Below are 26,577 nucleotides of genomic sequence, written 5' to 3' on the forward strand. Positions count from 1 at the left end.
TTCTGATACGCAACCTGATGATGTGCTACTGAACAAGACTGCGACTATAGAGCGCTGCATACACCGAGCTTTGGAAGAATACAATAAAAACCCTGCAACTTTTGCTAGCGACTTTACCCGTCAGGATGCTGCTATTCTGAATATTCAACGCGCTTGTGAAGCGGCACTTGATATGGGTCAGCATCTGATCCGTCTGCATAAGCTTGGCGTGCCGCAAAGCTCGCGCGATGTATTTAGCCTGCTAGCCACAGCTGATTTTATTCCGGCTGAACTTGCCGACAATCTGAAAAAAATGATTGGTTTCAGAAACATCGCTGTTCACGAATATCAACGCTTGCAACTGGCCGTGACCGAACATGTCATTTTGCATCGTTTACAGGATTTTCAACAGTTATGCCGGATTTTGCTTGGGGGAAAATAAGGTAAACTCGGAGTGAGCTGTCAGGTATTGATAGTAATACAAAACTGCGCTATCAAACCCAAGCTCTTACTCTCACTAGCCCTCAACTTTTTTTCGTTCAAAAAAGTAATGGTGGATGCTACGAAGCACACAAAAACCACCAGCGAAAATACCAAAAGACAACATAACCTCACCCAGAACCGGAGCTCCAATTCGAATAAGGGTAAATCCGCCCATTGCACAGCACCAAAAGATAAAAGCCCACAGGTTCCACGACAAATTTTTACCGATCATATTTTATATGCCTTAACCTAAAGTCTTTAAAATTCAATACAGTCTCCCGCTTTTTCAGACGCTACAAATCTACAGCGCAAAGCGGATACTAAAACAACTGCCGCCTTGATCACCTGGTTTGTATTCCAGCTGAGCATCCTGCACCTGCAACAGAGCCCGCGATAAAGGTAAGCCTATGCCTGAGCCTGTAGCCTTAGTGGTAAAAAACGGAATAAAAATTTGCTGTGCGACTTCAGGCGGTATACCTGGTCCGCTGTCGCTGATATCCAATTGCCATTGCTGTTGTGCGGTGCGTTCGAGCTTCACGCTGATTTGTTTTTGCTCACTGTGCTGCATCGCATCCATTGCATTTTGCAGCAGGTTAATCAGTACTTGCTCCATCAGTGCTTCATCCAGCCAAAGCAGGGCTTGGTTGGGTAAATCCATCTTTAGCTCAACTCCAGACTGACTGAAAGCATCACGCTGTAGGGCCAAACAATTTTTGACAATAGCCACCAGATTGGTCTGTTGTAAATTCGCATGTACCGGCTGGCTTAGCTGTTTAAACGACAGGATAAAATCGGCCAAATGCTGGCCGCGCCTGTGAATGGTCGTCAGCGCTTCGCAAAGGTCAGCATGATCATCCTGACTTAGCACAGTACCTGCTGTAGGCAAAATCTGCTGGCAGCTTTGCGCCAAAGACGCCATAGGGGTAACAGAGTTAGCAATTTCGTGCGTCAGTACCCTGGTCAGTTGCTGATAGGCTTGCACTTCCTGCTGAAGTAGTGCCTGATTAATACTTTGCAGCGTCACCAATTTACGCAGCTGGCCCTGAATGCGGCTACAGACAATGCTCAGCGCCAGCCTGTCGGTGTGGCCTTGCTGCTGCCATTGCAACTGGCCCTGATAATGCGTAGTGGTGCTGTGCAGCATAGCGGCCAGTTGCGCTAAGTTAACCTCATCAAAGCGACCTTGTTGCAGCTGTTGCTGCTGTGCTTTTGACAACAAACGCAGTGCTGCCGGGTTAGCTTGTAACAGTTGCCCTTCAGCTGAAAATTCCAGTACTGCAACATCCAACTGGCTCAGCAGAGTTTGCAAATACTGGGCTTTGGCTTCCGCCTGCTGGCGACTATTGCCTAATTGCAACTGAACCACTCCCAGTAACTGTTGTAGTTCTGGCTGGTCGCGCAGATTTAACGAAGTATCCTGATTCGCCAACGCTTTAAGCACCAAAGCGGTCTGGCGCTGGCGGGTGCTGCAGTGTTGCCAAATCAACCAGGCCGCCAATAGCGCAGCTAAAGTCAAAGCCACGGCAAAGGCCGATGCTCCGCTTTGCCATTGTCTGTAGGCTAAAATCAGCAATACAGCAAAACTACTAAGCAGTACCAACAAACGAGTATTAAAGGCCATATTTTTCCAACCGCCGGTATAAAGCACCACGGGTTAACCCCAGCGCTTTCGCTGCCTGACTGACATTGCCCTGATAATACTGCAGCGCTTGGCGAATGGTTTTTTCTTCAACAAATTCGAGGAAAAACTCGGTATCAGCCTCTTGCTCAGATGCAGTTGTCGCAGGCGCGTTCTGTGCAGAACTTTGCAACTGACTAAAATCCAGCATATTAGCTTCAGCCAATACCACAGCGCGCTCTACCGCATGCGCTAATTGCCGTACGTTACCTGGCCAGTCGTAACTCTGCAGATGACGCTTATCGGCAGCACTGATGTGTAAAGCATCGCGCTGATAGCGCTGAGAATAATGCTCCAGATACCAATCGAGCAGCAAAGGAATATCTTCTTTGCGCTCCCGAAGGGGTGGCAACACTATCTCCACTGTATTGATTCGATAGAGTAAATCCTGACGGAAGCTGCCCTCTGTCACCGCCTGATAGAGGTTTTCGTTGGTGGCGCAAATTAAACGAATATCCACAGCCACAGCCTGACTGGCGCCCACAGGCACCACGGTGCGGTTTTGCAATGCGGTCAGTAGCTTGGCTTGTTGTGGCAACGCCAAATTCGCCAGTTCATCCAGCAACAGAGTGCCGCCACTGGCCTCAACAAAACGGCCGGCATAATCGCTTTTTGCATCGGTAAAAGCGCCCTTTTTATGACCAAACAACTCACTTTCCAGCAAGCTGGTGCTTAAACTGCCCATATCCACGCTGACAAAAGGCGCGGCGGTACGTTTGGAAGCCTGATGAATAGCCTGAGCAACCAAAGCTTTACCTGTGCCACTTTCGCCAAGCAGCAATACATTGGCATCAGTGGCCGCTACTTTTTCAATGGTGCGCAGCACCTGCTGCATAGCCGGGCTTTCTCCCAAAAGTGGAATAGTGGCCGTGTTTTCTGATGCTGCACGCAAAGTTGGGTTTTGTTGAGCAGAAGTATATTGGCTTGACTGTTGCAACGCCTGTTGCAGTGTTTGTAATAGCTGCTCATTCTGCCAGGGTTTAGCAATAAAATTGGCCGCCCCACTTTGCATAGCTTTTACCGCCAAAGGCAAGGCTGCGTAAGCGGTCATCATCACTACTTTTAGCTCTGGCTGCGCCTTTAATGCCTGTTTTAAATAAAACAAACCTTCTTCGCCACTTTGGGTATCGCGGCTGAAATTCATATCAAGCAGCAATAAATCAAAGTGCTCCGAGTTCAATGTCGTCAGCAAAAGCGCAGGCTCTTGTATGGTCACGACCTGGGCAAAATGCTGCTTCAAAAAAATACGGCTGGCGATCAGAATGTCGTGGTTATCATCCAGTACCAGTATCTTATAGGGCTGTTTCATTGCTACGTCCTTGCGGTTGATGCCAGAACCCTACCGAAAACGCCATGCCTTCGCAACAGTCTTTTAAATCCAATAGCTTAAGGCCTTTTCACACTGTCCATTTATGGACAGTGGGTTGTATCACCAGCGGACAGTTCCAAACAACCAAAAACGATAAACCGTTGATAAACAATAACTTAATTTCTGGCACAGCCATTGCGTTATTAAGCTCACAACACAGGATTTTTGGGAGCATACCAATGGATAAAAAAATCACGCCTACAACCCGCCGTCGCCTGACCGCGCCAGTTATGGTGGTTGCACTGCTTGCAGGCACAGCCTGGTTTGGCAGTACCTGGCAAGCCAGTGCTCAAATGTCATTGGCGTTGCCACTAAGCTCAGTCAGCACAGCCATAGTGCAGCAGCAAAGCCTGCAGGAAAGCATAGCGCTGCGCGCCAATGTGATGCCGCAGCAGACGGTGTATCTGGATGTAATTGAAGGTGGCCGTGTTGAAGAAAAACTGATTGAACAGGGTCAGTTTGTTATCCAAGGCCAGCCTCTGGTCAAGCTAAGCAACACAGCCTTGCAGCTGGATCTCATCAGCCGTGAAGCTCAGGTCACAGAGCAGATGAATTTTCTGCGTAACACCCAAATGACCATTGAAACCAACAGATTAAATCTGAAACGTGATGTGCTGGATATTGAACATCAACTGGTGACTCTGAAACGCAACCTGGCCCAGACAGAGCCACTGGTTAAAAGTGGCGTATTGGCTAAAGAAACCCTGCTGAATTTGCAGCAGGATTTGCGCTATCAGCAACAGCGTTTAGCGCTGACGCATCAACAGCAAAAACAAGATGAAGCCATTCGCCAGCAGCAATTAAGCCAGTTAAGTGAAAGTGTGGCTATGCTAACCAAAAACCTCGAATTTGCCCGCCAGAACGTGCAAAACCTGTTGGTGCGGGCTCCGGTCAGCGGTTATTTAAGCGAGTTTAACGTTGAGGCTGGTGAATCCCGGGCTCCGGGCAGCCGTATGGGGCAAATTGATATCCCCGATAAGTACAAGTTAGTGGCCAGTGTCGATGAGTTTTATTTAAGCCGCGTCAGCACAGGCATGCAAGCCAAAGCCAGAGTGAATCAACAGGACTTGCAACTGACGGTCAGTCGGGTTGACAGCCGGGTAGTCAATAACCAGTTCCAACTTGAATTTACTCTGCCGGGCGAGCAGCAGGTAAAACGTGGCCAGTCGGTGAACCTGACACTGCAACTCGAAGCCCAGCAGCGCGAAACGCTGGTGCTGCCACGTGGCGCTTATCTGACCGACAGTGCTGGCCAGTATGTCTATCTGCTCGACAGCAAAACAGCCACTGCGCGCAAACAAGCCGTCACTTTGGGTAAACAAAGCGCCAACCAGATTGAAGTTGTCAGCGGCCTGCGTGCCGGTGATCAGGTGATCATTTCCGGCTATCGCGATTTCGCACAAGCCGATACTATTCAATTAGAGCAATAAGGACTATGCCATGATCCAATTACAACAATTAAACCGCGTATTTCGTACTGCGGAGCTTGAAACCACAGCATTAAACCAGATTGACCTGCACATAGAACAAGGCGACTTCGTCGCCATTATGGGCCCTTCCGGCTGCGGTAAATCCACCTTACTCAGCATTCTGGGCATGCTGGACAGCCCAAGTTCTGGTGCTTATTTGTTTCAAGGCACTGACATTGCTCATTACAGCGAAAAGCAATTGGCAGAGCTGCGTAAAACCCAGCTGGGTTTTGTGTTTCAAAGCTTTAACCTGATTGATGAGTTAACAGTATTTCAAAATGTTGAGCTGCCGCTGCAGTATCAGGGCGTAGCCGCCTCTGAACGCAGAAGCCGGGTGGAAGCCATCTTAAAACGCATGCAAATTGACCACAGGGCCGATCATTTGCCATTGCAGCTCTCCGGCGGTCAGCAACAACGTGTCGCCGTCGCCCGTGCTTTGGTGATTAACCCAGCGCTTATTTTAGCCGACGAACCTACAGGGAATTTAGACTCTAAAAACAGTGAAGAAGTGATGCAGATGTTGCGCCAGCTCAACCGCGAAGGCACCACTGTGGTGATGGTGACCCACTCTGAACATGAATCACGTTACGCCAGCCGTATAGTGCGAATGCTGGATGGTCAGATCATTACCGAGCGCGCGCTGGAGGCCAAATATGCTTAACTCTTTCAGCATGATAGGCAACTATTTCACCACTGGCATACGGGCTGTATTGCGGCATAAAACGCATTTGGCGCTGAACCTTTTGGGCTTAACCACAGGTTTGGCTTCTGCCTTGCTGATATTGCTCTACGCCAGTTATGAACTGGGTTATGACAGCATGCATCCGAATGCCAAAAGCAGCTACCGATTGGAGCAGTTTTTTCTGCCAGTGAATCAGCGTTTTCCAGTCTCAAGCCCGGCGATGAAAGCCGTGCTGGAAAACTATGATAAACGAATTCAGGTCAGTCGTATTAACAGCGGTGCACCAGCTTTGCGCCTGGCGGGGTCCAGCCAGCAACTGACTTTAGAAAAAGCTCAGGCTGTGGATGCCAATATCACAGATTTTTTCCAGATTGAGGTACTGCGAGGCGATTTAACTGCGGCTATAACGCAGCCCAACCAAATAGCTCTGTCTGAGCAGGAGGCCATGCGGTTATTTGGTCATACCGAAGTACTTGGTCAGCAGTTCCAACTGGGAGAGCAGCGTTACAGCGTTAGCGCCTTATATCGCATGCCTGAACAAAGCCATTTTAAGGCGGGCTCATTACGCCGGATCAGCGATGAAGTGGCAACTGGCCGTCTGGCCATAAATAACGTCTATAGCTATATCCACTTACCAACCGATGTAGATCAAGCCGTTTTACTACAACAGTTAACCACAGAATTGAACCAGCAGGCCTATCAGGGTGGCAAAGTTACTGAATTGCAACTTCGTGCCCTGACCGATATTCATCTGCACTCCAATCTGGCCTACGAATTTGAAGTTAATGGATCTGCCGGCACTGTTAATATTTGTCTGGTATTGGCTGCCTTATTGCTGCTGATTGCTGCCATCAACTTTATCAATATGAGCACAGCTCGTGCCGCTATGCGGGCAAAAGAAGTCGGTGTTCGCAAGGCGCTTGGCGCCAGCCGCAGTCAGCTGTTTGTGCAGTTTATGCTGGAGTCCTTACTGATCGCCTGCTGCGCGGGTTTACTGGCAGCTGTTATGGTAGAGCTGGTATTGCCACAATTTAACCTGCTGGTGAACCGCCCTCTTCAGCTGGATTATATCGGCGACTTTGGCCTGATTTTATTGGCGAGTGTGTTCAGTGTGGGTGTACTGGCTGGTGTCTATCCGGCGGTATTTATCTCTGCTTTTGATGCGAAAAAAGTACTGAGTGGTGATTTTCAACGTGGCAATACTGCTGTGTGGTTACGTAAAAGCTTACTGGTACTGCAAGGCGCTATTACTATAGGTTTACTGGTATCAAGCGTTGTATTGCAGCAGCAATTACAGCTGCTGCAAAACCAGAGCACGGGTTATCAGCGTGAAGCCAGATTAATAGTGAATGCTATGGATAACAGCCTGCTATTTCATGCTGAAAATCAAAACCTGTTACAAAGCCTGCAAAAGGTAGAAGGTGTCAATGCAGCATCAATGCTGGACATGCAAATCACCGACACCATTTCTCAGGCGATGAATATTCAGCTGCCAGGCCAAAATGTGGACACGGCGCTGCCACCAATTTCACAGATGGGCACAGGCTTTGATATTGCCAAAACCGCAGGTCTGACTTTGCTGGCAGGTCGGGATTTTAGCGAAACCTATCAAAGCGACTGGTATCAAAAACATGACGATCATGCCACAGCGGCGGTGATTATTACCGAATCGCTGGCACGTAAAGCGGGCTACGAAAATCTGCAGGATGTGATTGGTCAGCAATGGCTGCTGCCTGGAGACGTTCCAGTGCTACGGATGCAGGTGGTGGGTGTAGTTGCAGATATTCAGGTGGGATCGGCCTTAAAACAACAAGAGCCTTTAATTTTGATTTGCGGCCGCTCGCCTATGACGTATGCCAATATCATGCTTAGCATGGATCCTCAAATAGCTGTGACTGCCCGCGATAAAGTACAGCAGTTGCTGACCGAGCGTCTGCAGCGTCAGGATTTAAAACTCAGCTGGTTGAGTGATGATTACAATGCGATTTACCAGAATCAACAACGCCAGGGCAAAGTGATAGCTATATTCGCCGCACTGGCCATAGCTTTAACTTGTGTTGGTTTATTTGGTCTGGCCGCTTTTAGTGCCGAGCAACGTTCACGCGAAGTGGCAATGCGTAAAGTACTGGGCGCCGGACGTTTTAATCTGGTGAATTTACTGGCCAGCGAATATATAAAACTGATGGCCATCAGTGCTGTACTGGCGATACCGGCCACTTTCTGGGCGCTGAACAGCTGGTTAAGTGAATTCAGCGTACGGATCAGCCAAAACCCGCTTTGGTACCTGCTGGCGGCAGCAGCAACCTTCGCTATTTGCTGGTGTACAGTGGCCGCTTTAGCCTGGCAGGTTGCAGGGCGCAAACCGGCTATGGTATTAAGACAGCACTAGTGGAAACCATAACGATATATAAAGGATTATTGATGAAACTAAGGTGGGTTTCAGCTAGCGTGCTGCTTGGCAGCACGCTGTTGCTCAGCGCTTGTAGTACGCCAAATAAGGTCCAACGCCAGGTTGGCAAAGATGCAGTCATTGAGCAGTTTACTGATGGTGAGCATCAAGGCACTTATCGTAATTTGTATCGCACTCCTGTGGAGCAGCGCCAGTATCCGGCCAACTGTGAGGCTGACTGCTATCCGGCGCATCAGGCTGTGGAGTGTAAGACTCCGGGCCAGGATTGCCGCTATACCGGAGCGCAACAAGCTCCTGTATTACATAGTGGATTTAGTCTGCAGTGGCTTGGCCACGCCAGCTTTTTAGTCAAGACACCGGATGGCCAGCAAATGCTGATTGACCCTGTGTTTGGCCAGTTTGACTGGCCTGTAAGCTGGGCTCAGCATTTCGCCGGTATTATAAAAAGGCCCTACACACCGACATTGACTGCAGAGCAACTGAGCGCTACAGACGCCGTCTTATATTCGCACTTGCATTACGATCATTTTAGCCATGCCAGCATAGAGCAACTAGGCAACAGCCCGACCTATTATCTGCCCTTAGGTATGGCCGACTATATGCCCGAAGCGGGCTACAACATTATTGAACAAGCCTGGTACAGCAAAAGCCAACGGGGTGAATTGGCTATACATCTGGTACCTGCGCACCATTTTAACAGCCGCAAATTGTTTAACGATCAAAACCAGGCCATGTGGGGAGGCTGGTTGTTAGAACATAAAGGAAATACCTTATTTTTTGCCGGGGATACCGGCTATTCAAAGCATTTTAAAGATATTCAGCAAAAATATGGGGATATTGATATTTGCCTGTTGCCGATAGCTTCCTATCACCATGAAACCGAAGGTGACTGGTATCGCTATGTCCATACCACACCTGAAGATGCTTTAATTGCCGCCGATGAACTTGGTTGCAAAGTGATGATCCCCTGGGGGTATGGCAATGCCAGTTGGCAGATGGGCGACATTAGCTCGCACTCGCCACTATTACGCTTATTGCATATGCAGCAACAACTGGATAGCCAGGTGCCGCTGCTGATTTTAAATGAAGGCGACAGCGTGCAGTTGTAGGTGCGTTACTATCAGGCGACCGGCTTTAAACTGGCTTTTTCAGCTAGTTTATCGCCCAGCTTGCCGGTTACAGCCCACACCACTAATGCAACCCAGGCTATCCATGAAAAGCCTGCCGGAATGTTGAGTAAGGCAATTTTAGCTAGATGTTGGCGATTAAATAATAGCGCCAGCAGGCTTGGCAAAAACCAGACTATTACAAACAACAGGCCAAAAACGACTAAAAAAACCAGATCCGCTTGTAGCCATGCCTGCATAAAGGTGTCGAAAAATTGCTGTAAAGTTTCCATGTCTTACTCCTCGTTTGTGTTCATTTCAAATTTGTTTTGCAGTACAGATGCGACCAGCCAGAACACCATAAAAAGCACCAGGAATTCAGCGTCGCTGGAGCGGGCTTCAGTTGTCAGTGCAGAGAGACAGTGGTTTAGAGTTTCCATAAAATAATCCTCGTGGTTGATCTCAGCTCAGTGTTGTAAAAGCTTAAGCTTTCATGTCAGACAGACTTATTCTGTTTGCTAAAGAAGTCGTGGCCTTCTTGCCAGCTGTTACACATTTTTTTAATTTTTTTTTTGTAACACTTTGCCAGTCAGGGCAGACTTACTAATGGCAGATTGATAACTGCGATAAAAACTCTAATACATTGAACAGGGAGGTTTTTTTGACCCTATCCAGCACCAGCCTTGTGCAGCCGGAGCAGTTTTTACTGGAGCTGTGGCAACAAAATCAGGCGGCGATTAGCCGCACCCTGATGGCATCTGAGGCGGATCCGGCAGCAAGGCAGGATTTAAAACAGGATATTTTTCTGGCACTGCATCAGTCGGCAACCCGTATTCAGGCAGCAGAGATGCCACGTGCTTACCTGTTTCGTATTGTGCATAACGTGACAGTGGATCACATAGCCAGAGCAAAACGTCAGCAATGGCAACCGTTGGATGAAGATACGCCACAACTGTTGGTACAGGATTGCCCTTCAACTGAGCTCACAGAGCAACAACAAAGCCACCAACTGATGCAGGCGATACGGTGCTTATCCCCTGCCAACCGTCAGGTTATTTTGCTGGCAATGGAAGATTTGGATGCCCCTGAGATCGCAGATATTCTGCAGTTAAGCCAGGGCGCGGTAAGAGTGCGGTTAAATCGCGCTAAAACAGAACTGATGGAGATTATGCAGCATGGCAGATAATTTTGACTTTGCCGCCCTGACCAAAAGCTGGCAACAACAAAACACACCAACCGAACAGCTGCCACAAGCCGCAGATTTGAACCATGCTAAACGGCGTCAACACAAGCAAAAGTGGTTGATGTACGGCGACTGGCTTGGTGCTATTGTGATGCTAGTTGCAGCTTGCTGGTTTGCCTTTGTGATATCAGGCTGGCTCGGCTACCTGTCCGCCTTATTTCTGGCTCTCGGTGCTATTAGTTCGGCTTATGTCGGCTGGACAGTGCACAGACCTATACTTGCTTATGACAACTGGAGCAGCAGTGGCTTGGTACAATTTCGTGCCAGAGCCTGTCAGTTGACACTTCGCTACTACCTATACACCCAATTATCCTGCGTAGCCTTGATACTATTTTCCGGCTTGTTGTGGCTGTTGCAGTGGTGGAAACTTGCAGAGGTTCCCACAGTTCTGCTGCAGTTATACAGCCTTGTGGTATGCCCGCTTTGTCTGCTGATGACCTTAGGTTTGCAGTTAAAAAAACAACAAAAAGCAGCACAACTACAAGAACTCACCCGCTTAGCGGATGATTTTCAGCGCAATGACTAACAGCGCGACATCAAACCAGACATGCCTTTGGTAGACCAGATGAAAGCATTCAGGACTAGAACAGTTATTGGCAAAGCCGCACCATCCGGCTAATGCAACCTTTTGTATCTTTTGAGGTGGTGATGAATAAGTGGTGGTTATTGGCTCTTTTATGCAGCAGGTGTCAGAGTCATTGCCGGCAACCGCACAAACCTGGTAGAAAAACGACCTCACTCCCAGTCGATTAAAGCTCCCCCCAACCTAGTGCCCCTGAATTTGTTTAGATTTGCCAGCACCTAAACCTGCTAAAAAAGGTAAACTACCCGCGCCTTTTTCGGGCTGTATAAAAAAGGAATGCTGTTGTATGTCTGATTACTCCACTCATGCGTCCAAGTCGCGTATTTCTACCGGCGAATTTACCTTGCTGGTGGCGCTGTTGATGTCGATTGTTGCTATCTCCATCGACGCCTTATTGCCTGCGCTGGACGCTATTCGTGCTGATATTGCCATGAGTCATCCAAATCAGGCGCAGTTGGTGGTCAGTGCCTTGTTTTTTGGTATGGCGATAGGCCAGCTGATCTGTGGGCCTTTATCCGATGCAGCTGGCCGTAAGAAAGTATTAAACGGCGGTATAGCGCTGTTTTTAGTAGGCACTGTGATTTGTTATTTCGCCAATGATATCAACACCTTATTATTCGGCCGCTTTGTGCAGGGCTTAGGCGTGTCAGGCCCTTATGTCTCGGCTATTTCTATAGTGAGGGATAAATACTCAGGCAATGATATGGCACGTATTATGTCGCTGGTGATGATGATTTTTGTCATGGTGCCGGCTCTGGCGCCAAGCCTGGGTCAGGCGGTGTTATGGGTAGGTTCATGGCGCGATATTTTTGTGCTTTATGTATTTTATGCGCTGCTCATCGTGGTATGGATTTTCTGCCGCTTAGAAGAAACCTTGCCAAAAGAGCACCGTATCACCATGAGTACTAAAGGTTTTATGGAAGGCTTTAAAGAAGTCGTCAGTAACGTGCCTACACTGTGCTACATGCTGTGTATGGGGTTGTTTTTTGGTAGTTTTATCGGCTATCTGAATTCGTCACAGCAAATTTTCCAGGACTTGTTTAACACAGGCGAGTTATTCACGTTGTACTTTGGCCTGCTGGCGGTTGTGTTTGGTGCGGCCTCTTTGGTGAACTCGCGTTTGGTGCAGAAATGGGGAATGCAGCATTTATCTAACCGCGCTGTGTGGGGTATTATTATCAGCTCTGCGCTGTTTTTAGTGCTGCATCTGGTGGTTGAAGTGCAGCTGTGGATGTTTGTTGTGTACGCATCCTTGCTGTTTTTCTGCTTTGGCCTGGTGTTTGGCAATATCAATGCCATGGCGATGGAGCCTATGGGCCATGTGGCTGGTATAGCTGCCGCTATTATTGGCTCAACCTCATCCATTATGTCGATGATTATCGGCACAGTGATAGGCTTGCTGTACAACGGTACTGTTATTCCTGTGACTGCCGGCTTTTTGATTTTTGGCAGCATTAGTATGGCTATTTTAGTTTTTGCGCAAAAATACAAAGAAAAACATGAAGATAAACAGACACAGAGCAAAGTTTCAGATCCTGTCTGACACTAGTTCTTGTTTAAAAAAGAGAAGCCCATAAATGACATGGGCTTTTTTATGCAAGCAGCTGAAGTTTAATTCCGCACTGGCCTTTTTCTACGGAAAATAATTGCCTCCCTGTCGTTACAACTACATATTTTCATCTATCCCTTGTGCTATCTGGCAGGCTACGAAGTCAATCCCAACGCTTAACTTCACCTTTTTGTAACTTATTTCAAACTCAGGCATAAAAACTGCAACAATCAACATAGGTTCAGGGACACCAGCTATCAAAGGGATCATGATGAATGGTATGTTTAATAAAATAGAAAATTTTGCTAAAGCCGCGGCTCCGGCACTGGAACGCTACAATAACGTTTTACAAACAGGTCCGGCGGTACCGGTATCCACTGAAGATGACCCATCACAAACAGCTTACGTAGCGCCTAGTACTATTGTGCATATTTCTGACAAAGCACTGGAGCTGCAAAAAAGTTACAACGCCACCCCGGCCTTTTTGATTAAAGATGCATATGTGTCCGCACCTCACCGTTTGGCACCAGACCCTGCGACACCGCTGGAAGATATGGTGTATCGGCGGGATGGTTTGCGCATCAATACGGAAACCTATCCGCCGCGCTGGATGGACTCAACCGAAATCGTCAACTACGACGAATGGCTTAAGAGTGAACAGTTGATTGATCAGCATGTCGATAAGCGCATCGCTATCTTTAAAGAAGGTAAAGCCGAAGGTTTATCTGACAGTCAAATCATTCAGCAAATAGAAGACTACAACTCAACTCTACCAGACCGCTTCCACCACGACACAAAAGTACAAACGGATGCCGGTACTATTTACAGAGCAAAACAATGGACTGGTGTAACAGATGAATCCCTTGAGTCCAGCCTTGGCAGCAGACGCAGAAAATCTTATGAACAGCTATACACCAGGGCGTCTGCCAGCATTAGCTAATGCTGTTATTGCAACCCCTGCAATTGCAACCACTCTCTTGGGCTGCTGCCGGTTTTCCGCCTGAAAGTACGGGCCAGCGCCGACGGGCTTTCATACCCGACTTCATCTGCAATCAGGGCCACAGGGCGGCCTTCACGCAATAGTTTTTGCGTAAGGCTCACCCGCCAGCTTGCCAGATAATCAGCTGGCGTAATGCCTACTACTTTATGGAACTTAGCAGCAAAACTGGCTCTGGACATGCTGGCGGCAGTAGCAAGTTCAGCGACAGACCAGGCCTTAGCAGGCTGGTCATGCATTAAAGTAACGGCTTTTGACAAGCGTAAATCGGCCAGCCCGGCCATCATGCCACTTGATACGCTGCGGTTCGCCATCATATAGCGCAGTAGCTGGATCACCACTAGTTCAAATAAGCGATTTAAAACTGCATTTTTGCCGCAGTGCTGGGCAAAGGCTTCGTCGAATAACCAATCCAGATTGCCGCTGAGCATAGAAATGTCAGCCAAAGGCATCAGCACATAAGCAGGCAAGGCTGTGGTCAGCGGGTTATCCAGCCCGCCATCAAAACTCAGCGCAGCAGATACCAACTCCAGTTGTTGATCTGAGTTCTGCCCTTGTGCCGCTTTCAGACAATGGCTACAAGGTCTTGGGATAAATAACAAGCTTGGCTCTGTGATCTGCACAGGTTTTTGTTGCCCCAGCAGCAATACCGCATCACCAGAGCGTAATAAATGCAACTTGGCCGTTCTGTCGGTGACATCAAAACCTATTTCAGTCGTAAGCACTCCACCAAAGATAGTGGTCGCGTGCATGCCAAATTGCGCTAACAACGTAGATAACCGATCCATAAATATCCTTCGCTCCAGAAACGGCAGCGGCCTTGACCGCGCGCTTGCGTTTATCCCCAACCAATCCTATCGAACGATCCTGTATACGGCCTGATTTATCGTCGCCTTGCTGCAACTCCAATTGCTTTGGATAGACAGTTTTTTATTTAAAAAAAGCAGAATTAGACGATCTGTTGCATAAATTAGACTATTTGAGCCCAAAAGAAAAGAAAGGCGACTTACTATAATCTCAGCCGCCAACAAGGGGAAAACAACACCCCCCTGCCTGAAGCGAGCGAAAAATTAAACAACTGAGCGCGACCAAAAGATCGCAGCTCATTCACTAAGCTTGCAAACCCAGAAGGAAACTAACATGACTAATTTCAAATCACGCTTATTAACCACAGCTATCGCAACATTTGGCCTGACCTTTGGTGCCGCAGCTTTTGCCGCAGAGAAACCAACGGTTTTATTAGTACACGGCGCCTTTGCTGAATCATCCAGCTGGAATGGCGTAGTCGCTGAACTACACCAACAAGGTTACCCTGTAATTGCTGTTGCTAACCCACTGCGCAGCGTAAAAGGAGACGCAGCTTATCTTTCTGATGTAGTGGCAAACACTAAAGGACCTGTTGTTTTAGTAGGTCACTCTTACGGTGGTGCAGTAATTAGTCAAATCACACCAGATCAAACCAAAGTAAAAGCTTTAGTCTATGTCGCCGCTTTTGCTCCGGAACAAGGTGAAAATATTGCGGAATTATCAGGACGTTACCCTGGCGGTACTTTAGGCCCCACTCTTGCTGCCCCTGTAGTCTTAAAAGATGGGAACAAAGATTTGTATATTCAACAGGATAAATTCGGCGCCCAGTTCGCAGCTGACGTACCTGCAGCAGAAGCAGCCTTAATGGCCTCAACTCAGCGCCCTGTCACTGAAGCGGCATTGCACGAAGCATCAGGGGCTCCAGCCTGGAAAAAAATTCCGTCATGGGCCATCTACGGTACTGCGGATAAAAACATCCCGGCTGCGGCAATGAAATTTATGGCAGAACGTGCTGGAGCCAAAAAGATTGTTGAAATAAAAGACGCCTCTCATGTTGTGATGACATCAAACCCACAACAGGTAGCAAAGCTGATCCTTGAGGCAGCTCAGCCACAGTAAGGCTAAGATCACTGAAAATGCACAAAAGCCCTGAGCCAGTTTCAGGGCTTTTTGTATGGGGCGGACTGAACCCAAAGTAGCCTGCTTGCATTTATTAGCAACCCAAACCCCGGTCTGAGCCTTCAGTTGTGCCGGGGTTTTCTTTTTTACACTGACTATCCGAAGCTTTTTCCTGTTATTTGCTGAAAAGCAAAACTGAAATTGCCGACTATCCTCTAAGCTATAACTAAAAGGCATTGTCAACTGATCTGACCTTTCTTTATAGTCGTTACGCCGAATTTTGCTGAAACAAGCAGCAAGCAAGGCTTTAGTCTGGCGCTGCAGAGCAAAGACACCTGACCGAGCCCCCGTCCGCATCATTGTTTTGTGTTGGCGGGGTGGTAGTCCCCTCAGGAAACCCGAAGCAAGCAGTACTGCAGTTCCAGTGCGAGAAGTATGTCCTCCATCCTTGAAGATGTGGGCTATCGATCACTCTGCTTTGCAGGATCAAATAAAAAAACAGGACAAGAGGTCAGGATGTTTATTGCTATCCCCAAAGAAAAACTGCAAGACGAAACCAGAGTGGCCGCCACTCCGGCCACCACCGAACAACTACAGAAATTAGGCTTTAGTGTCCTGCTGGAAAGTGGCGCTGGTGCTGCTGCAGGTTTTAGCGACGAAGCTTATATTCAGGCAGGCGCCAGCGTAGCTGATAGTGCAAAACTCTGGGCCAGTGAGCTGATTTATAAGGTTAATGCGCCGACAGATCAGGAAATAAGTTTACTGCAAAAAGGCAGCACCTTAGTCAGTTTTATCTGGCCGGCACAAAACCCGGATTTAGTCGCTCGTCTTGCTGCTCAAGGCATTAATGTACTGGCGATGGATATGGTGCCGCGGATTTCACGTGCTCAGTCGCTGGATGCCTTGTCCTCCATGTCGAATATTGCAGGCTATCGTGCAGTGATTGAAGCGGCCCATAGTTTTGGCCGGTTTTTAAGTGGTCAAATTACCGCAGCAGGTAAAGTGCAGCCCGCTAAAGTGCTGGTCATTGGTGCTGGTGTGGCTGGTCTGGCTGCTATTGGTGCGGCCCGCTCTTTGGGCTCGATAGTACGGGCTTTTGATACCCGGCTTGAAGTGGCTGAACAAATTGAGTCGTTGGGGGGTGAATTTTTAAAACTCGAATTTGCTGAAGATGGCTCCTCCTCCAGCGGTTACGCCAAAGTGATGTCGGAAGAGTTTATTGCCGCAGAAATGGCGCTTTTTGCTGATCAAGCCAAAGAAGTCGACATTATTATTACCACGGCGCTCATCCCAGGACGTCCGGCGCCAAAGCTTATTACCAAAGCCATGGTCGATTCAATGAAACCCGGCTCTGTCATTGTTGACTTGGCCGCAGCCACTGGCGGTAACTGTGAATACACAGTAACTGGCCAAATCACAGAAACAGCGTCAGGCGTTAAAGTCATAGGTTATACCGACTTACCTGGCCGTTTAGCCGCTCAGTCCTCACAGCTCTATGGCACCAATCTGGTAAATTTAGCCAAGCTGTTATGTAAAACCAAAGATGGCCAGATGGTACTGGATATGCAGGATGTGATTATCCGTAACATGTCTGTGGTGCATCAGGGCGAAGTAACTTTCCCGCCCCCGGCTATCAGTGTCACTGCCGCAGCAAAGCCTGTGGCCGCCCCTGAAAAACCAGCTGCCAAAACGCCGAAAAAATCAATCAACACCAATTGGTTTATTGGTGTTGCAGCTCTGCTTTTACTTTGGATTGGCTACTCAGCTCCCAGTGATTTCTTAGCGCACTTTACCGTATTTTTATTGTCCTGCGTGGTGGGTTACTACTTAGTCTGGAACGTTACTCATGCCTTGCATACCCCGCTGATGTCCGTCACCAATGCGATATCCGGCATTATAGTGCTGGGCGCATTACTGCAAATCAGCAGCGATTCGCTGTTGGTGCAAGTGCTGGCTTTTGTGGCAGTGATGATAGCTAGTATTAACATAGTAGGTGGTTTTACTGTGACGCAGCGCATGCTGAAAATGTTTACCAAAGGCGGGGAGTAACAGCCATGACACAAGGATTAATTACCTCAGCTTATTTGCTGGCCGCCGCTTTTTTTATTGCCAGCTTAGCGGGACTTTCTCAACAGGAAAGTGCTCGTCGAGGCAACTGGTTAGGTATTTTGGGCATGACCATAGCCCTGCTCGCTACCATTGCTGGTGTCAGCTTTGACGCCATGCTGCCATTAGCTATTGCTCTGGCGATAGGCGGCGCTATTGGCCTTCGACTGGCGCTGAAAGTGGAAATGACCCAAATGCCGGAATTAGTGGCCATTCTGCACAGTTTTGTCGGATTGGCTGCAGTACTGGTGGGTTACAACAGCTTCTTTGAAACCCACGCTGCTGGCGCAGCCTTAACTGTGCATTTAACCGAAGTGTTTTTAGGGATCTTTATAGGGGCTGTCACCTTCTCAGGTTCTATCGTTGCTTTTGCCAAATTACGTGGCATCGCCAGCTCTAAGCCGTTGAGCATTCCGCATAAACATAAACTAAATTTACTGGCCTTGTTAGCATCAGCCGTATTGCTGGTTTATTTTGTTGGCTTCGAAGCGGGTGAAACAGCACTGCTGATTATGACGCTGATAGCCTTAGTCTTTGGTCTGCATCTGGTCGCCTCCATAGGCGGTGCTGATATGCCGGTTGTGGTGTCCATGCTGAACTCCTACTCAGGCTGGGCCGCTGCGGCCGCAGGTTTTATGCTGGCCAACGACTTACTGATTGTCACTGGTGCTTTGGTGGGTTCGTCCGGCGCTATCTTGTCGTACATTATGTGCAAAGCGATGAACCGCTCTTTTATCTCCGTCATTGCCGGAGGTTTTGGTCAGGCCGATGCGAAACAAAGTTCTGGCGAAGAAGAGCAAGGCGAATACCGCGAAATCAGTGCAGAAGACGTGGCAGAGCTGCTGAAAAACTCAAGCTCTGTGGTGATCACCCCAGGTTATGGTATGGCTGTGGCTCAAGCGCAGTATCCGGTAGCAGAGATTTGCCAGAAACTGAAAGAGCGTGGCATCACTGTTCGCTTTGGCATTCACCCTGTGGCTGGTCGTATGCCCGGTCATATGAATGTGTTACTGGCGGAAGCCAAAGTGCCTTATGACATAGTGTTGGAAATGGATGAAATTAACGAAGATTTTTCTGACACCGACACAGTGCTGGTCATTGGCGCCAACGATACAGTCAACCCTGCAGCCGCTGAAGATCCAACCAGCCCAATCGCCGGTATGCCTGTGCTGGAGGTCTGGAAAGCACAAAACGTAGTGGTGTTTAAGCGTTCTATGAACACAGGCTACTCGGGCGTAAATAACCCACTGTTTTATAAAGACAATACCCAAATGTGTTTTGGCGATGCCAAAGCCACTGTGGATGCGATTTTAAAAGCACTGTAACCTTGTATTTTTTAGCCTGATAGCTAAAAAACTAACAACGCTCTGCTCCTTTTATACAGGGGTCAGGGCGTTAACCACCAACTGGTATCAATAGGGGCCGTGCCTGCTGGCACAGCCGGATTGTGCAAAAAAATCATAGTTCTGCTGTTTAAATTCGCCTTTTTAATAGTGTCGGCATAATAACTCAGGAACAAGGCTTTGTAGGATCCATCCTGCGTGGCTATCTTCAGACCTTTTTCCACTAAATCAGCTAATTCAGGCCTGTGTTTACCGACAAAAAAATAGACTGGGTGCGGGTAAAACAACATCAGATTATCGGCTATCACCAGTTGAGCTGAGTGTTGTGCCAATTCAGACCAGACTTCATTGACACCTCTGGAGAAATAGTCGAACCTTTCGTGCTTTAACATTTCAAATAAGGCGTCATAACTGGTCGTGCTAACCACTTTTAAGCCATTGGCTTTAAACACAGCAAAATCACTCCAGTGCACGTTATGACCAGCTACATAAGGTTTCAAATCCTGCAGGTTTTTTATCTGTTTAAACTTTTCATTATTTTTGGGTTTAATCAGCAACAACCGCAATCCGAGCAAGCCCCGGTAAATGGGTTCTTTAATCGGGATCATAGCGCTTTCGCGTGCTGAAGAGGTGGAGATAAACAACATGTCCAGCTCTCCATCCACCACCATTTTTTCGACCCGGCCCTCTGTTAATACTTCATTGGATTTCACGGCCAGAATTTGGTAGGGAGTCCCGTTTTTTGACAGCACCAGCTCCAGCAGTTTTAAAGCAAAATCGTGGCGGGGCTGCAAATGATAATGCCGGATTTTGATGATATCTTCAGCTCTGGATTGCAGAGGGAACAGCATCAGTGTACAGCAGATCACACAGCTTAAAATACAAGTCATGGTGAAACCAAAAGATGAAGAAATCAACACTAAGAATAGATTCAGCATATTGATTTACAAGGTGAGGCTCGACCGTTCATCTAAAAAAAAGAGCGGCACAAAGCCGCCCCAAACTAGCAAAACACTGTGGTTCATCCCCTGGAGCTTTAGTAAACAACAGGAAGTCTGTCGGCACTGTCCGGCTGGGATAAGAGGATGAAAAAATGCTGTGGCTGATTAGATACTCAGGTGTTTTAGCCGCATTGAAAGTACTGAGTTGTCATTGCCTTACATACCTAATAGAAGGCAAATCAAACTAGATTTGCCTTCTGCAAATGAGCTAACAACTAACCCGCCGTAATCACCTTATTTGCCAACAGCCGTGCCTTACCCAAGAAGCCTGACCAACGGATATTAAAGCGGATTAAGCCCCAGTAGGTTAATGGCACCAGCAGCAAGCTGGTTAAGGTAGAAAACACCAGCCCGCCAATAATGGCGATAGCCATAGGCGCATAACCCGGACCGTCCCCGCCTATGGTTGCATCACCAAAGGCCAGAGGCAGCAGACCTAAAACTGTGGTCGACACCGTCATCAGAATAGGGCGTAACCTTGCTTCACAGGCTTCGATAATAAGTGGCACCAGCTCTGCATCAGGCTGCTCGTTACGCAACTGATTAATGCGGTCCACCAATACAATACCGTTATTCACCACTATGCCCATCAGCACCAGCATCCCTATCATGCCCATAATGCCCATAGAAGTGCCGGTGATTAAAAAAGCCCAGAACACGCCAACAAAAGAAAACAGCAGGGAGCCAATTACAGCTGTTGGCATAATCAAGGACTCAAACAGCGCCGCCATCACCAGATAAATCATAGCCACAGCCAACAGCATATTAATTTGCATAATGCCCTGAGCTTCATCCTGATACTGGAAACTGCCTTCAAAAGACCAGGCATAACCAGCGGGTAGCTGCAGCTGATTTAACCTCGTGGTCAGCTCTTCGCGGGCTTTGTCCATCGTCAGCTCTTTGCCCATATTCATACCAATGGCAAGGGTGGTCTGACGGTTAAAACGACGGATCTCTGACAACAAAGGTTCGACTTTAAGTTCAGCCACCTGAGCTAAAGTGATCACTACATTGTCTTTTACCAGCACAGGAATAGCAGCAAGCTCTGCAGGTGAATGACTAACTTTTTCGTCATACAAGACTCTAAGCTGTACTTCTCCCTGTTCATCAGAACGATAAGTGCGCAAGTTGGTGCCGCGCAGCGCCAGTGTTACAGCCTGAGCTACAGCACTGGCATCCAGGCCCTGACGTTGTAACTCTTCATTATTCAACTGTATTTGCATTTCAAACTGACCATCGGCGATTTCAGATCGCACGTCTTCCAGCCCTTTCACCTGTGCGATGACCGGCACTATATCGGCCGCGAGTTTGGTCAGCATTTCAGTGGATGGACCGGATAAATGCACCTGCATACCACCGCCACTATCACTCCAGCTAAAGCTGGGCTGTGCACGCACCAGTTGTGGCCAGTTTTTGCGAATACTTTCTTTAATTTCTGCAACGGGTTTCACCAATGGATCGTTAAACATAATGATCGAAATGGCATGATTAGCGGTGTAATAACTGTACACAGACTCAATTTCATACTCTTCTTTATGCTGATACAGATACGCTTCCATCCTCTTTACTTCCTGCTCAACTTCAGTCAGGTTGTAGTTGCCCTGCACGTTATAGTTCAAAAAAGCCCTGTTGCTGTCACCGCCATCATCATCGCCACCAGATACAGCGCCTATAGGGATCGCGACGCTGAACAACAATAAAAAGGCGATGCCAGTTGCGGCTTTTGGCGATGCCATGACCCAGCGTAAGCAGCGGCCATAAAACTTATCGACTTTACTTGGTGCCGCGTTTTCAGAGCTGTGAATTTGTTTGATTTTAGTGGTCAGGAATGGAATTAGGGTTAAAGCGATTAATAGCGACACACCAAGAGCTATGGTAATAGCTATGGCGACGTGCTCTAAAAACACTGTCACATCCACTTTTTGGCCAATAATATTAGGCAAAAATACGATGGCTGTTGTGGCGGTACCGGCAAGTACAGCCAGACTGACCCGGTTTACACCCAGTTCTGTGGCTTTTTTCGTATCAGGATCAGCGGCACGTTCACGGAATATACTTTCAGTGACAACCACAGAGTTGTCTACCAGCATACCAACAGCCAGCATCAGGCCCATCATGCTCAGTATATTTAAGCTGTAACCGAGGAAATACATAGCCCCCAAGGTGATCGCGATAGAGACTGGTACAGACAACACTACCACTAATGTGGTTGGAATATGACGTAAGAACAAATACAACACGCCAAAAGATAGTAAAGCGCCAATAGCTCCGGAACTTAACAAGTTAGACAAAGAGTCCGTTACCCCTTTAGCCGTATCGTCCATCAGGAATAAATTAATGCCGTTAAAAGCCGGATCTTTTCCTGCTGCATCCACCACAGCTATCGCAGCACGGGATACATCCACCAGATTAGCGTTGGATTCTTTAAATACGTTCATACCCACGGCGTAAGCCTGATGTAAATGCCGGCCTTCGTGACGTTTAGGTAATTCAAGCACTACATCAGCCACTGCACCTAAAGTTAAACCAGCTCGTATAGGTAAAGCACGGATTTCATCCAGACTGGCAAACTCTCCTACAGGTTTCACCAGAATACTTTCGTTTGGATTACGCAGCTCGCCCGCAGTCATCGCGAAGTTACTTTCCTGCAGCAGCTGCACCAATTGCACCGGGTCTACCTGTAAATTACGCATACGCTGTGGGTCAAGGCGAATAGTTACCTGGCGTTTATCCACGCCATATAGCTCAACTTTGGATACCCCAGGCACCCGCTCCAATGGGCGTTTAATCACCCGTTCCAGCAAGTCGTACGCCATAGCTAAGTCACGATCACTGGAGATCCGCAGCTGGAAAATCGGCATATCGGAGGTATTAAACTGGTACACCATCACCCGCTCCACATCACGTGGTAACAAATGACGCATATTGTCTAAACGCTCACGCACCTCAATACTTTTGGTATTGATGTCTTCTTCCCAGTTAAATTCCAGCGAAACATCTGCACCATCTTCTTTAGAAAAACTGCGCATCTTTTTAATGCCAGTCACTGTCGCCAGCGCTTCCTCCACTGGTCGGGTAATTAAACGTTCGGTTTCGCTGGGTGTGGCATTGGGGTAAGGCACATGCACATAAATTTCAGGAATGTCGATGCCGGGAAATCTCTCCAGTGGCAGCATGCGGCTGGCGATTAAGCCAAACACCAGCAAGGACAAAAACATCATACATAAAGTGACAGGCCGGGTTAAAGCAAAACGGGTGATGGCTAAAGGTTTATGATCCATACCGTTACTCCTGAACCGTTTGCACATCACGCGCAGTCAGACGGTACAACACAGGGATAAACACCAGCGTCAGCAAGGTCGACAGGCTTAAGCCCCAAATCACTGTAATGGCCATAGGAGAGCGGATTTCAGCACCATCACTGCTACCCAGTACCATTGGCAATAAACCAAGCACTGTCGTTAAAGTCGTCATCAGAACAGGACGTAAACGAGTAGCACCAGCCTGCACTATGGCATCATTTAACGCCATTCCTTCGTCACGCAACTGGTTAATACGGTCTATCAGTACTATGGCGTTATTCACCACTATACCGGCCAGCATAATCAAGCCGATAAACACAATCACAGAAACCCGGGTTCCAGTCAGCCATAAGCCAAGTACGGCACCAGCACCAGCCAAAGGCACAGTGAATAAAATCAACAGGGGTTGCAGCAGGTTTTCAAACTGCGATGCCATCACCAGGTACACCAGGAACACCGCCAGCAACAAGGCCATCATCAAGGAATTAAAAGAACGTTCCATCTCTTCACTTTGACCGACAATAGTGGCGCCAACCCCATAAGGCAGCGTCAGTTGTGCCAACACAGCTTTAGCAGCCACAGTGCCTTGTTCTAAATCACCATAAGCCAGATTCGCGCTGACTAACGCCACACGTTGCTGGCCTATACGGGTAATTTCGCTTGGGCCTACTTCGCGCTTAATATCAGCAACGGCAGACAATGGCAGTGGTTTTTCACTATTTGGGTTGATAATAATTTGCGCCAGTTGCTGTTCGGTATTGCGGAAGTTTTCCGCCAGACGTACACGAATATCTACTTTACGATCATTAATGGAATACTGACCTGCAATCTCACCGCCTATATAATTGGCCACCCGCTTGGACACATCCGCCGCTGTTAAACCCAGCTGAGATAACCTGTCGTGGTGAAAATGTAAGGTGATTTCAGGCTGACCTGAACGTAATGAACTTTTGATATCAGTAAATCTGTCATTGCCGGCTAACAGTTTTGCCAGTTGATCCGAGGTTGCTTTTAAGCTGCTTAAATCATGGCCCGACAGCTCAATTTCCAGCGGTGTGCTAAAGCTGAACAACTGGGGTCTGTCTATTTTTGCAGTAAGCGCAGGCATTGTACTAACCGCATCACGGAACAACTGGATCAGTCGTTCTTCATCAGCTTTAGTCGCGCTGTCTTTTAAAATAATATTTAAGCGGCCCCAATGACTGCCTCCAACATTTGGATCCACAGTCATTTGCTGACCTGTACCGGCCTGAGCATAACTACGATCAATTTCCGGCTGCAGCGTCGCAATTTCTGCCAATTGTTTTAACACCTTGTCGGTACGATCGATCGCGCTACCGACAGGAAGTTGCACTTCGACATAAAACTCCCCCTGACTCATGCTTGGGATCACATCAAAACCTAAACCTGGGATCAGTGAATAAATAAGAGCCGTCAGGCCTATAGTGGCAGTCAGTACCAAAGCTTTAGCTTGTAAGGCCGCAGTTAATACAGCACGGTAACCCGACTCCAAAACCCGTAAAAATGCCTGAACCAGATTCAGCAGCGGATTAAAGATAAATCTTAAGCCTTTAGCTACAGCGCGGAACACAATAGTGAATAAGGTAAATAGGCATAAAAACAGAAAGCGTACGCCCAGATACAACAGATGAAAAGGCACCAGCGGCCATAAATACCAGCGGCTTGGCTTAATAGACAGTGGTGCTGCTGTGGTGTCGGAAGCTACAGTTGCAGCAGACGTTGTGCGCTCACGAGCCGCCATCGCAGGGATCAGAGTTAAAGCCACCAGCAGTGACGCCAATAAAGCGTAAGTGACGGTTAGCGCCTGATCTTTAAACAGCTGACCAGCCACTCCCTCGACAAACACCAGTGGGAAAAATACCGCCACAGTAGTCAAAGTAGAAGCTGTAATGGCCATAGCGACTTCGCTGGCACCTTTTTTCGCCGCCTCCATAGGCGCCATGCCTTGCTCTTTATAACGGGCAATATTCTCTAATACGACTATAGCGTTATCCACCAGCATACCTATAGCCAGAGCAATACCACCTAAACTCATAATATTTAGGCTAATATCCTGGGCATACATCAGGTTGAAAGTGGCAATCACAGACAGCGGGATAGAAATGGAGATCACAAGAGTGGTCCAGACATTACGCAGGAACAAATACAGCACCAGCATCGCCAGAATACCGCCTTCAAAAGCGGCGGATTTCACTTCGTCTATGGCTTGTTTGATAAAAGTGGATTGGTCATACACTAAGGTCAACTGATAACCTGCAGGCAGGTTTTTCTGTAAATCTGTCAGTTTCGCCGTCACAGTTTTGGCCACTTGTACTGTATTGGCATCGCCTTCTTTGTAGATGGCAATTTCAATGGCTTCTTTGCCATGCACATAAGTAATGCTTTGACGATCAACGAAGGCATCGCGGATCTCAGCGATGTCAGACAAGCGAATTTGGCTCTCGCCTACCTTGGCAATATACAAATTACGTATTTCGTCTAAGCTAGCAAACTGGTTAATGGTACGGACTAAGTAGTCATGGCTGCCAGTTTCTAAACGACCACCCGCCTGATTAATGTTTTGCTCTTTTAAACGCTGATTGACAGTGCTGATGTTCAATTTCAGCTGGCTGAGTTTTTCATTGTCGATCAGAATTTGAATTTCCTGAGTTAAACCGCCATCAGGCCGCACTGCTGCCACGCCAGCTAAAGACTCCAGACGACGTCGCAGGTCTTCTTCCGCAAAAGTACGTAAGCTCACCAACTGCGCCGGACTTAAGCCTGCTTTTTCATCCCGGCTTAAGGCCAAACGAACAACAGGATCTAAATTTGGGTTAAACCGCAGCAACAAAGGTTTTTTCACATCCAGCGGCAGGTACAGTACATCGATTTTTTCTCGAACTTCAAGGCCTGCCAGATCCATATCTGAGCCCCATTCAAATTCCATAATCACGTCTGAACGGCCTGCACGGGATACTGAATGCACTTTACGAATGCCTTTGACAATTCCCACAGCTTCTTCGATTGGTTTACTGACCAACTGCTCCACTTCGGCCGGCGCTGCGCCTGCATATTCAGTGCGGATAGTTAAAGTTGGGTAAGACAAATCAGGAAGTAAATTGACGGCCAGTCGGCCCATAGCGACCAGACCAAATAACATAATGCCTAAAGTGAACATCCACATGGTGACCGGACGTGCAACGGCTGTATCCACTAATTTCATAGAAGATCTCCAGATATTTTTTTAGTTGTTTTATGCCCGTCGTACTTGAAGCCGCAGCTTTGTTGACTTCACTCTCTCGCCCCAATCACATAGGACAACTATGCTCAGGGGACTCTATCGCTTGTCGT

General features: G+C 47.9%; 20 protein-coding genes. 12 read left to right on the forward strand and 8 right to left on the reverse strand.

What is annotated here, in order from left to right; genetic code table 11:
- Positions 1-22: 22 nt before the first annotated feature.
- Positions 23-421: a type VII toxin-antitoxin system HepT family RNase toxin gene (gene hepT / locus EK374_RS13135; protein WP_233280250.1), complete on the forward strand. Its 399-nt coding sequence runs from the start codon at positions 23-25 to the stop codon at positions 419-421.
- Positions 422-763: 342 nt separating this feature from the next.
- On the opposite strand, the gene EK374_RS13140 is transcribed toward hepT, so the two are convergent.
- Both EK374_RS13140 and EK374_RS13145 read right to left on the reverse strand, forming a co-directional pair.
- Positions 764-2,083, reverse strand: coding sequence for a sensor histidine kinase (locus tag EK374_RS13140; RefSeq protein ID WP_127024363.1), 1,320 nt, complete (start codon positions 2,081-2,083; stop codon positions 764-766).
- On the reverse strand, positions 2,073-3,449 hold the full coding sequence (locus tag EK374_RS13145; RefSeq protein ID WP_127024366.1) for a sigma-54-dependent transcriptional regulator: 1,377 nt from the start codon (positions 3,447-3,449) through the stop codon (positions 2,073-2,075). Before EK374_RS13145 ends, EK374_RS13140 begins: the two co-directional genes overlap by 11 nt.
- A gap of 239 nt (positions 3,450-3,688) precedes the next feature.
- Here EK374_RS13145 and EK374_RS13150 point away from each other — a divergent pair, with 239 nt between their 5' ends.
- Genes EK374_RS13150 through EK374_RS13165 form a run of 4 tightly spaced genes read left to right on the forward strand, consistent with a single transcriptional unit; the run spans position 3,689 to position 9,179 of the window.
- Positions 3,689-4,939: an efflux RND transporter periplasmic adaptor subunit gene (locus EK374_RS13150; protein WP_127024369.1), complete on the forward strand. Its 1,251-nt coding sequence runs from the start codon at positions 3,689-3,691 to the stop codon at positions 4,937-4,939.
- 10 nt (positions 4,940-4,949) lie between these two features.
- The gene (locus EK374_RS13155; protein WP_127024372.1) at positions 4,950-5,639 is read left to right on the forward strand and encodes an ABC transporter ATP-binding protein; all 690 of its coding nucleotides are present in this window, start codon (positions 4,950-4,952) and stop codon (positions 5,637-5,639) included.
- Positions 5,632-8,049: an ABC transporter permease gene (locus tag EK374_RS13160; protein ID WP_164731873.1), complete on the forward strand. Its 2,418-nt coding sequence runs from the start codon at positions 5,632-5,634 to the stop codon at positions 8,047-8,049. The genes EK374_RS13155 and EK374_RS13160 overlap by 8 nt, the downstream gene beginning before the upstream one ends.
- 32 nt (positions 8,050-8,081) lie before the next feature.
- Entirely contained in the window at positions 8,082-9,179 is a 1,098-nt protein-coding gene (locus EK374_RS13165) for an MBL fold metallo-hydrolase (protein WP_127024378.1), read from the forward strand.
- Positions 9,180-9,190: 11 nt separating this feature from the next.
- Here EK374_RS13165 and EK374_RS13170 read toward each other — a convergent pair whose 3' ends face one another.
- Both EK374_RS13170 and EK374_RS20690 read right to left on the reverse strand, forming a co-directional pair.
- Positions 9,191-9,469: a superinfection immunity protein gene (locus EK374_RS13170; protein ID WP_127024381.1), complete on the reverse strand. Its 279-nt coding sequence runs from the start codon at positions 9,467-9,469 to the stop codon at positions 9,191-9,193.
- Between the two features lie 3 nt (positions 9,470-9,472).
- Complete coding sequence (locus tag EK374_RS20690) at positions 9,473-9,616, reverse strand: hypothetical protein (protein WP_164731874.1); 144 nt, start codon at positions 9,614-9,616, stop codon at positions 9,473-9,475.
- Between the two features lie 221 nt (positions 9,617-9,837).
- On the opposite strand from EK374_RS20690, the gene EK374_RS13175 reads away from it, so the two are divergent.
- From EK374_RS13175 to EK374_RS13190, 4 genes are all read left to right on the forward strand, one after another.
- Positions 9,838-10,362, forward strand: a complete 525-nt coding sequence (locus EK374_RS13175) for an RNA polymerase sigma factor (RefSeq protein WP_127024384.1) — start codon at positions 9,838-9,840, stop codon at positions 10,360-10,362.
- On the forward strand, positions 10,352-10,945 hold the full coding sequence (locus tag EK374_RS13180) for a hypothetical protein (protein ID WP_127024386.1): 594 nt from the start codon (positions 10,352-10,354) through the stop codon (positions 10,943-10,945). Before EK374_RS13175 ends, EK374_RS13180 begins: the two co-directional genes overlap by 11 nt.
- 343 nt (positions 10,946-11,288) lie before the next feature.
- The gene (locus EK374_RS13185) at positions 11,289-12,545 is read left to right on the forward strand and encodes a multidrug effflux MFS transporter (protein ID WP_127024389.1); all 1,257 of its coding nucleotides are present in this window, start codon (positions 11,289-11,291) and stop codon (positions 12,543-12,545) included.
- 286 nt (positions 12,546-12,831) lie between these two features.
- The gene (locus EK374_RS13190) at positions 12,832-13,491 is read left to right on the forward strand and encodes a hypothetical protein (RefSeq protein ID WP_127024392.1); all 660 of its coding nucleotides are present in this window, start codon (positions 12,832-12,834) and stop codon (positions 13,489-13,491) included.
- Positions 13,492-13,496: 5 nt separating this feature from the next.
- On the opposite strand, the gene EK374_RS13195 is transcribed toward EK374_RS13190, so the two are convergent.
- Positions 13,497-14,336 (reverse strand): AraC family transcriptional regulator, encoded by an 840-nt coding sequence (locus EK374_RS13195; RefSeq protein WP_127024395.1) that lies wholly within the window; start codon positions 14,334-14,336, stop codon positions 13,497-13,499.
- Positions 14,337-14,688: 352 nt separating this feature from the next.
- Between EK374_RS13195 and EK374_RS13200 the strand changes: the two genes are divergently transcribed.
- The 3 genes from EK374_RS13200 (at position 14,689) to pntB (ending at position 18,905) form a co-directional block, all read left to right on the forward strand.
- A complete protein-coding gene (locus EK374_RS13200) occupies positions 14,689-15,474 on the forward strand; it encodes an alpha/beta fold hydrolase (RefSeq protein ID WP_127024398.1) in 786 nt (261 codons plus the stop codon).
- A 516-nt stretch (positions 15,475-15,990) separates the two neighbouring features.
- Positions 15,991-17,523 carry a Re/Si-specific NAD(P)(+) transhydrogenase subunit alpha gene (locus EK374_RS13205; protein ID WP_127024400.1) on the forward strand — a complete coding sequence of 511 codons (1,533 nt, stop codon included), beginning with the start codon at positions 15,991-15,993 and terminating at the stop codon, positions 17,521-17,523.
- A 5-nt stretch (positions 17,524-17,528) separates the two neighbouring features.
- Positions 17,529-18,905, forward strand: coding sequence for a Re/Si-specific NAD(P)(+) transhydrogenase subunit beta (gene pntB, locus EK374_RS13210; protein WP_127024403.1), 1,377 nt, complete (start codon positions 17,529-17,531; stop codon positions 18,903-18,905).
- Between the two features lie 62 nt (positions 18,906-18,967).
- On the opposite strand, the gene EK374_RS13215 is transcribed toward pntB, so the two are convergent.
- From EK374_RS13215 to EK374_RS13225, 3 genes are all read right to left on the reverse strand, one after another.
- On the reverse strand, positions 18,968-19,774 hold the full coding sequence (locus EK374_RS13215) for a type 2 periplasmic-binding domain-containing protein (protein ID WP_164731875.1): 807 nt from the start codon (positions 19,772-19,774) through the stop codon (positions 18,968-18,970).
- 365 nt (positions 19,775-20,139) lie between these two features.
- Entirely contained in the window at positions 20,140-23,205 is a 3,066-nt protein-coding gene (locus EK374_RS13220; RefSeq protein WP_127024409.1) for an efflux RND transporter permease subunit, read from the reverse strand.
- Between the two features lie 4 nt (positions 23,206-23,209).
- Positions 23,210-26,449, reverse strand: coding sequence for an efflux RND transporter permease subunit (locus tag EK374_RS13225; RefSeq protein ID WP_127024412.1), 3,240 nt, complete (start codon positions 26,447-26,449; stop codon positions 23,210-23,212).
- Positions 26,450-26,577: the final 128 nt, after the last annotated feature.

Source organism: Rheinheimera mangrovi (assembly GCF_003990335.1).
In the GTDB taxonomy this organism is placed as follows: Bacteria; Pseudomonadota; Gammaproteobacteria; order Enterobacterales; family Alteromonadaceae; genus Pararheinheimera; species Pararheinheimera mangrovi.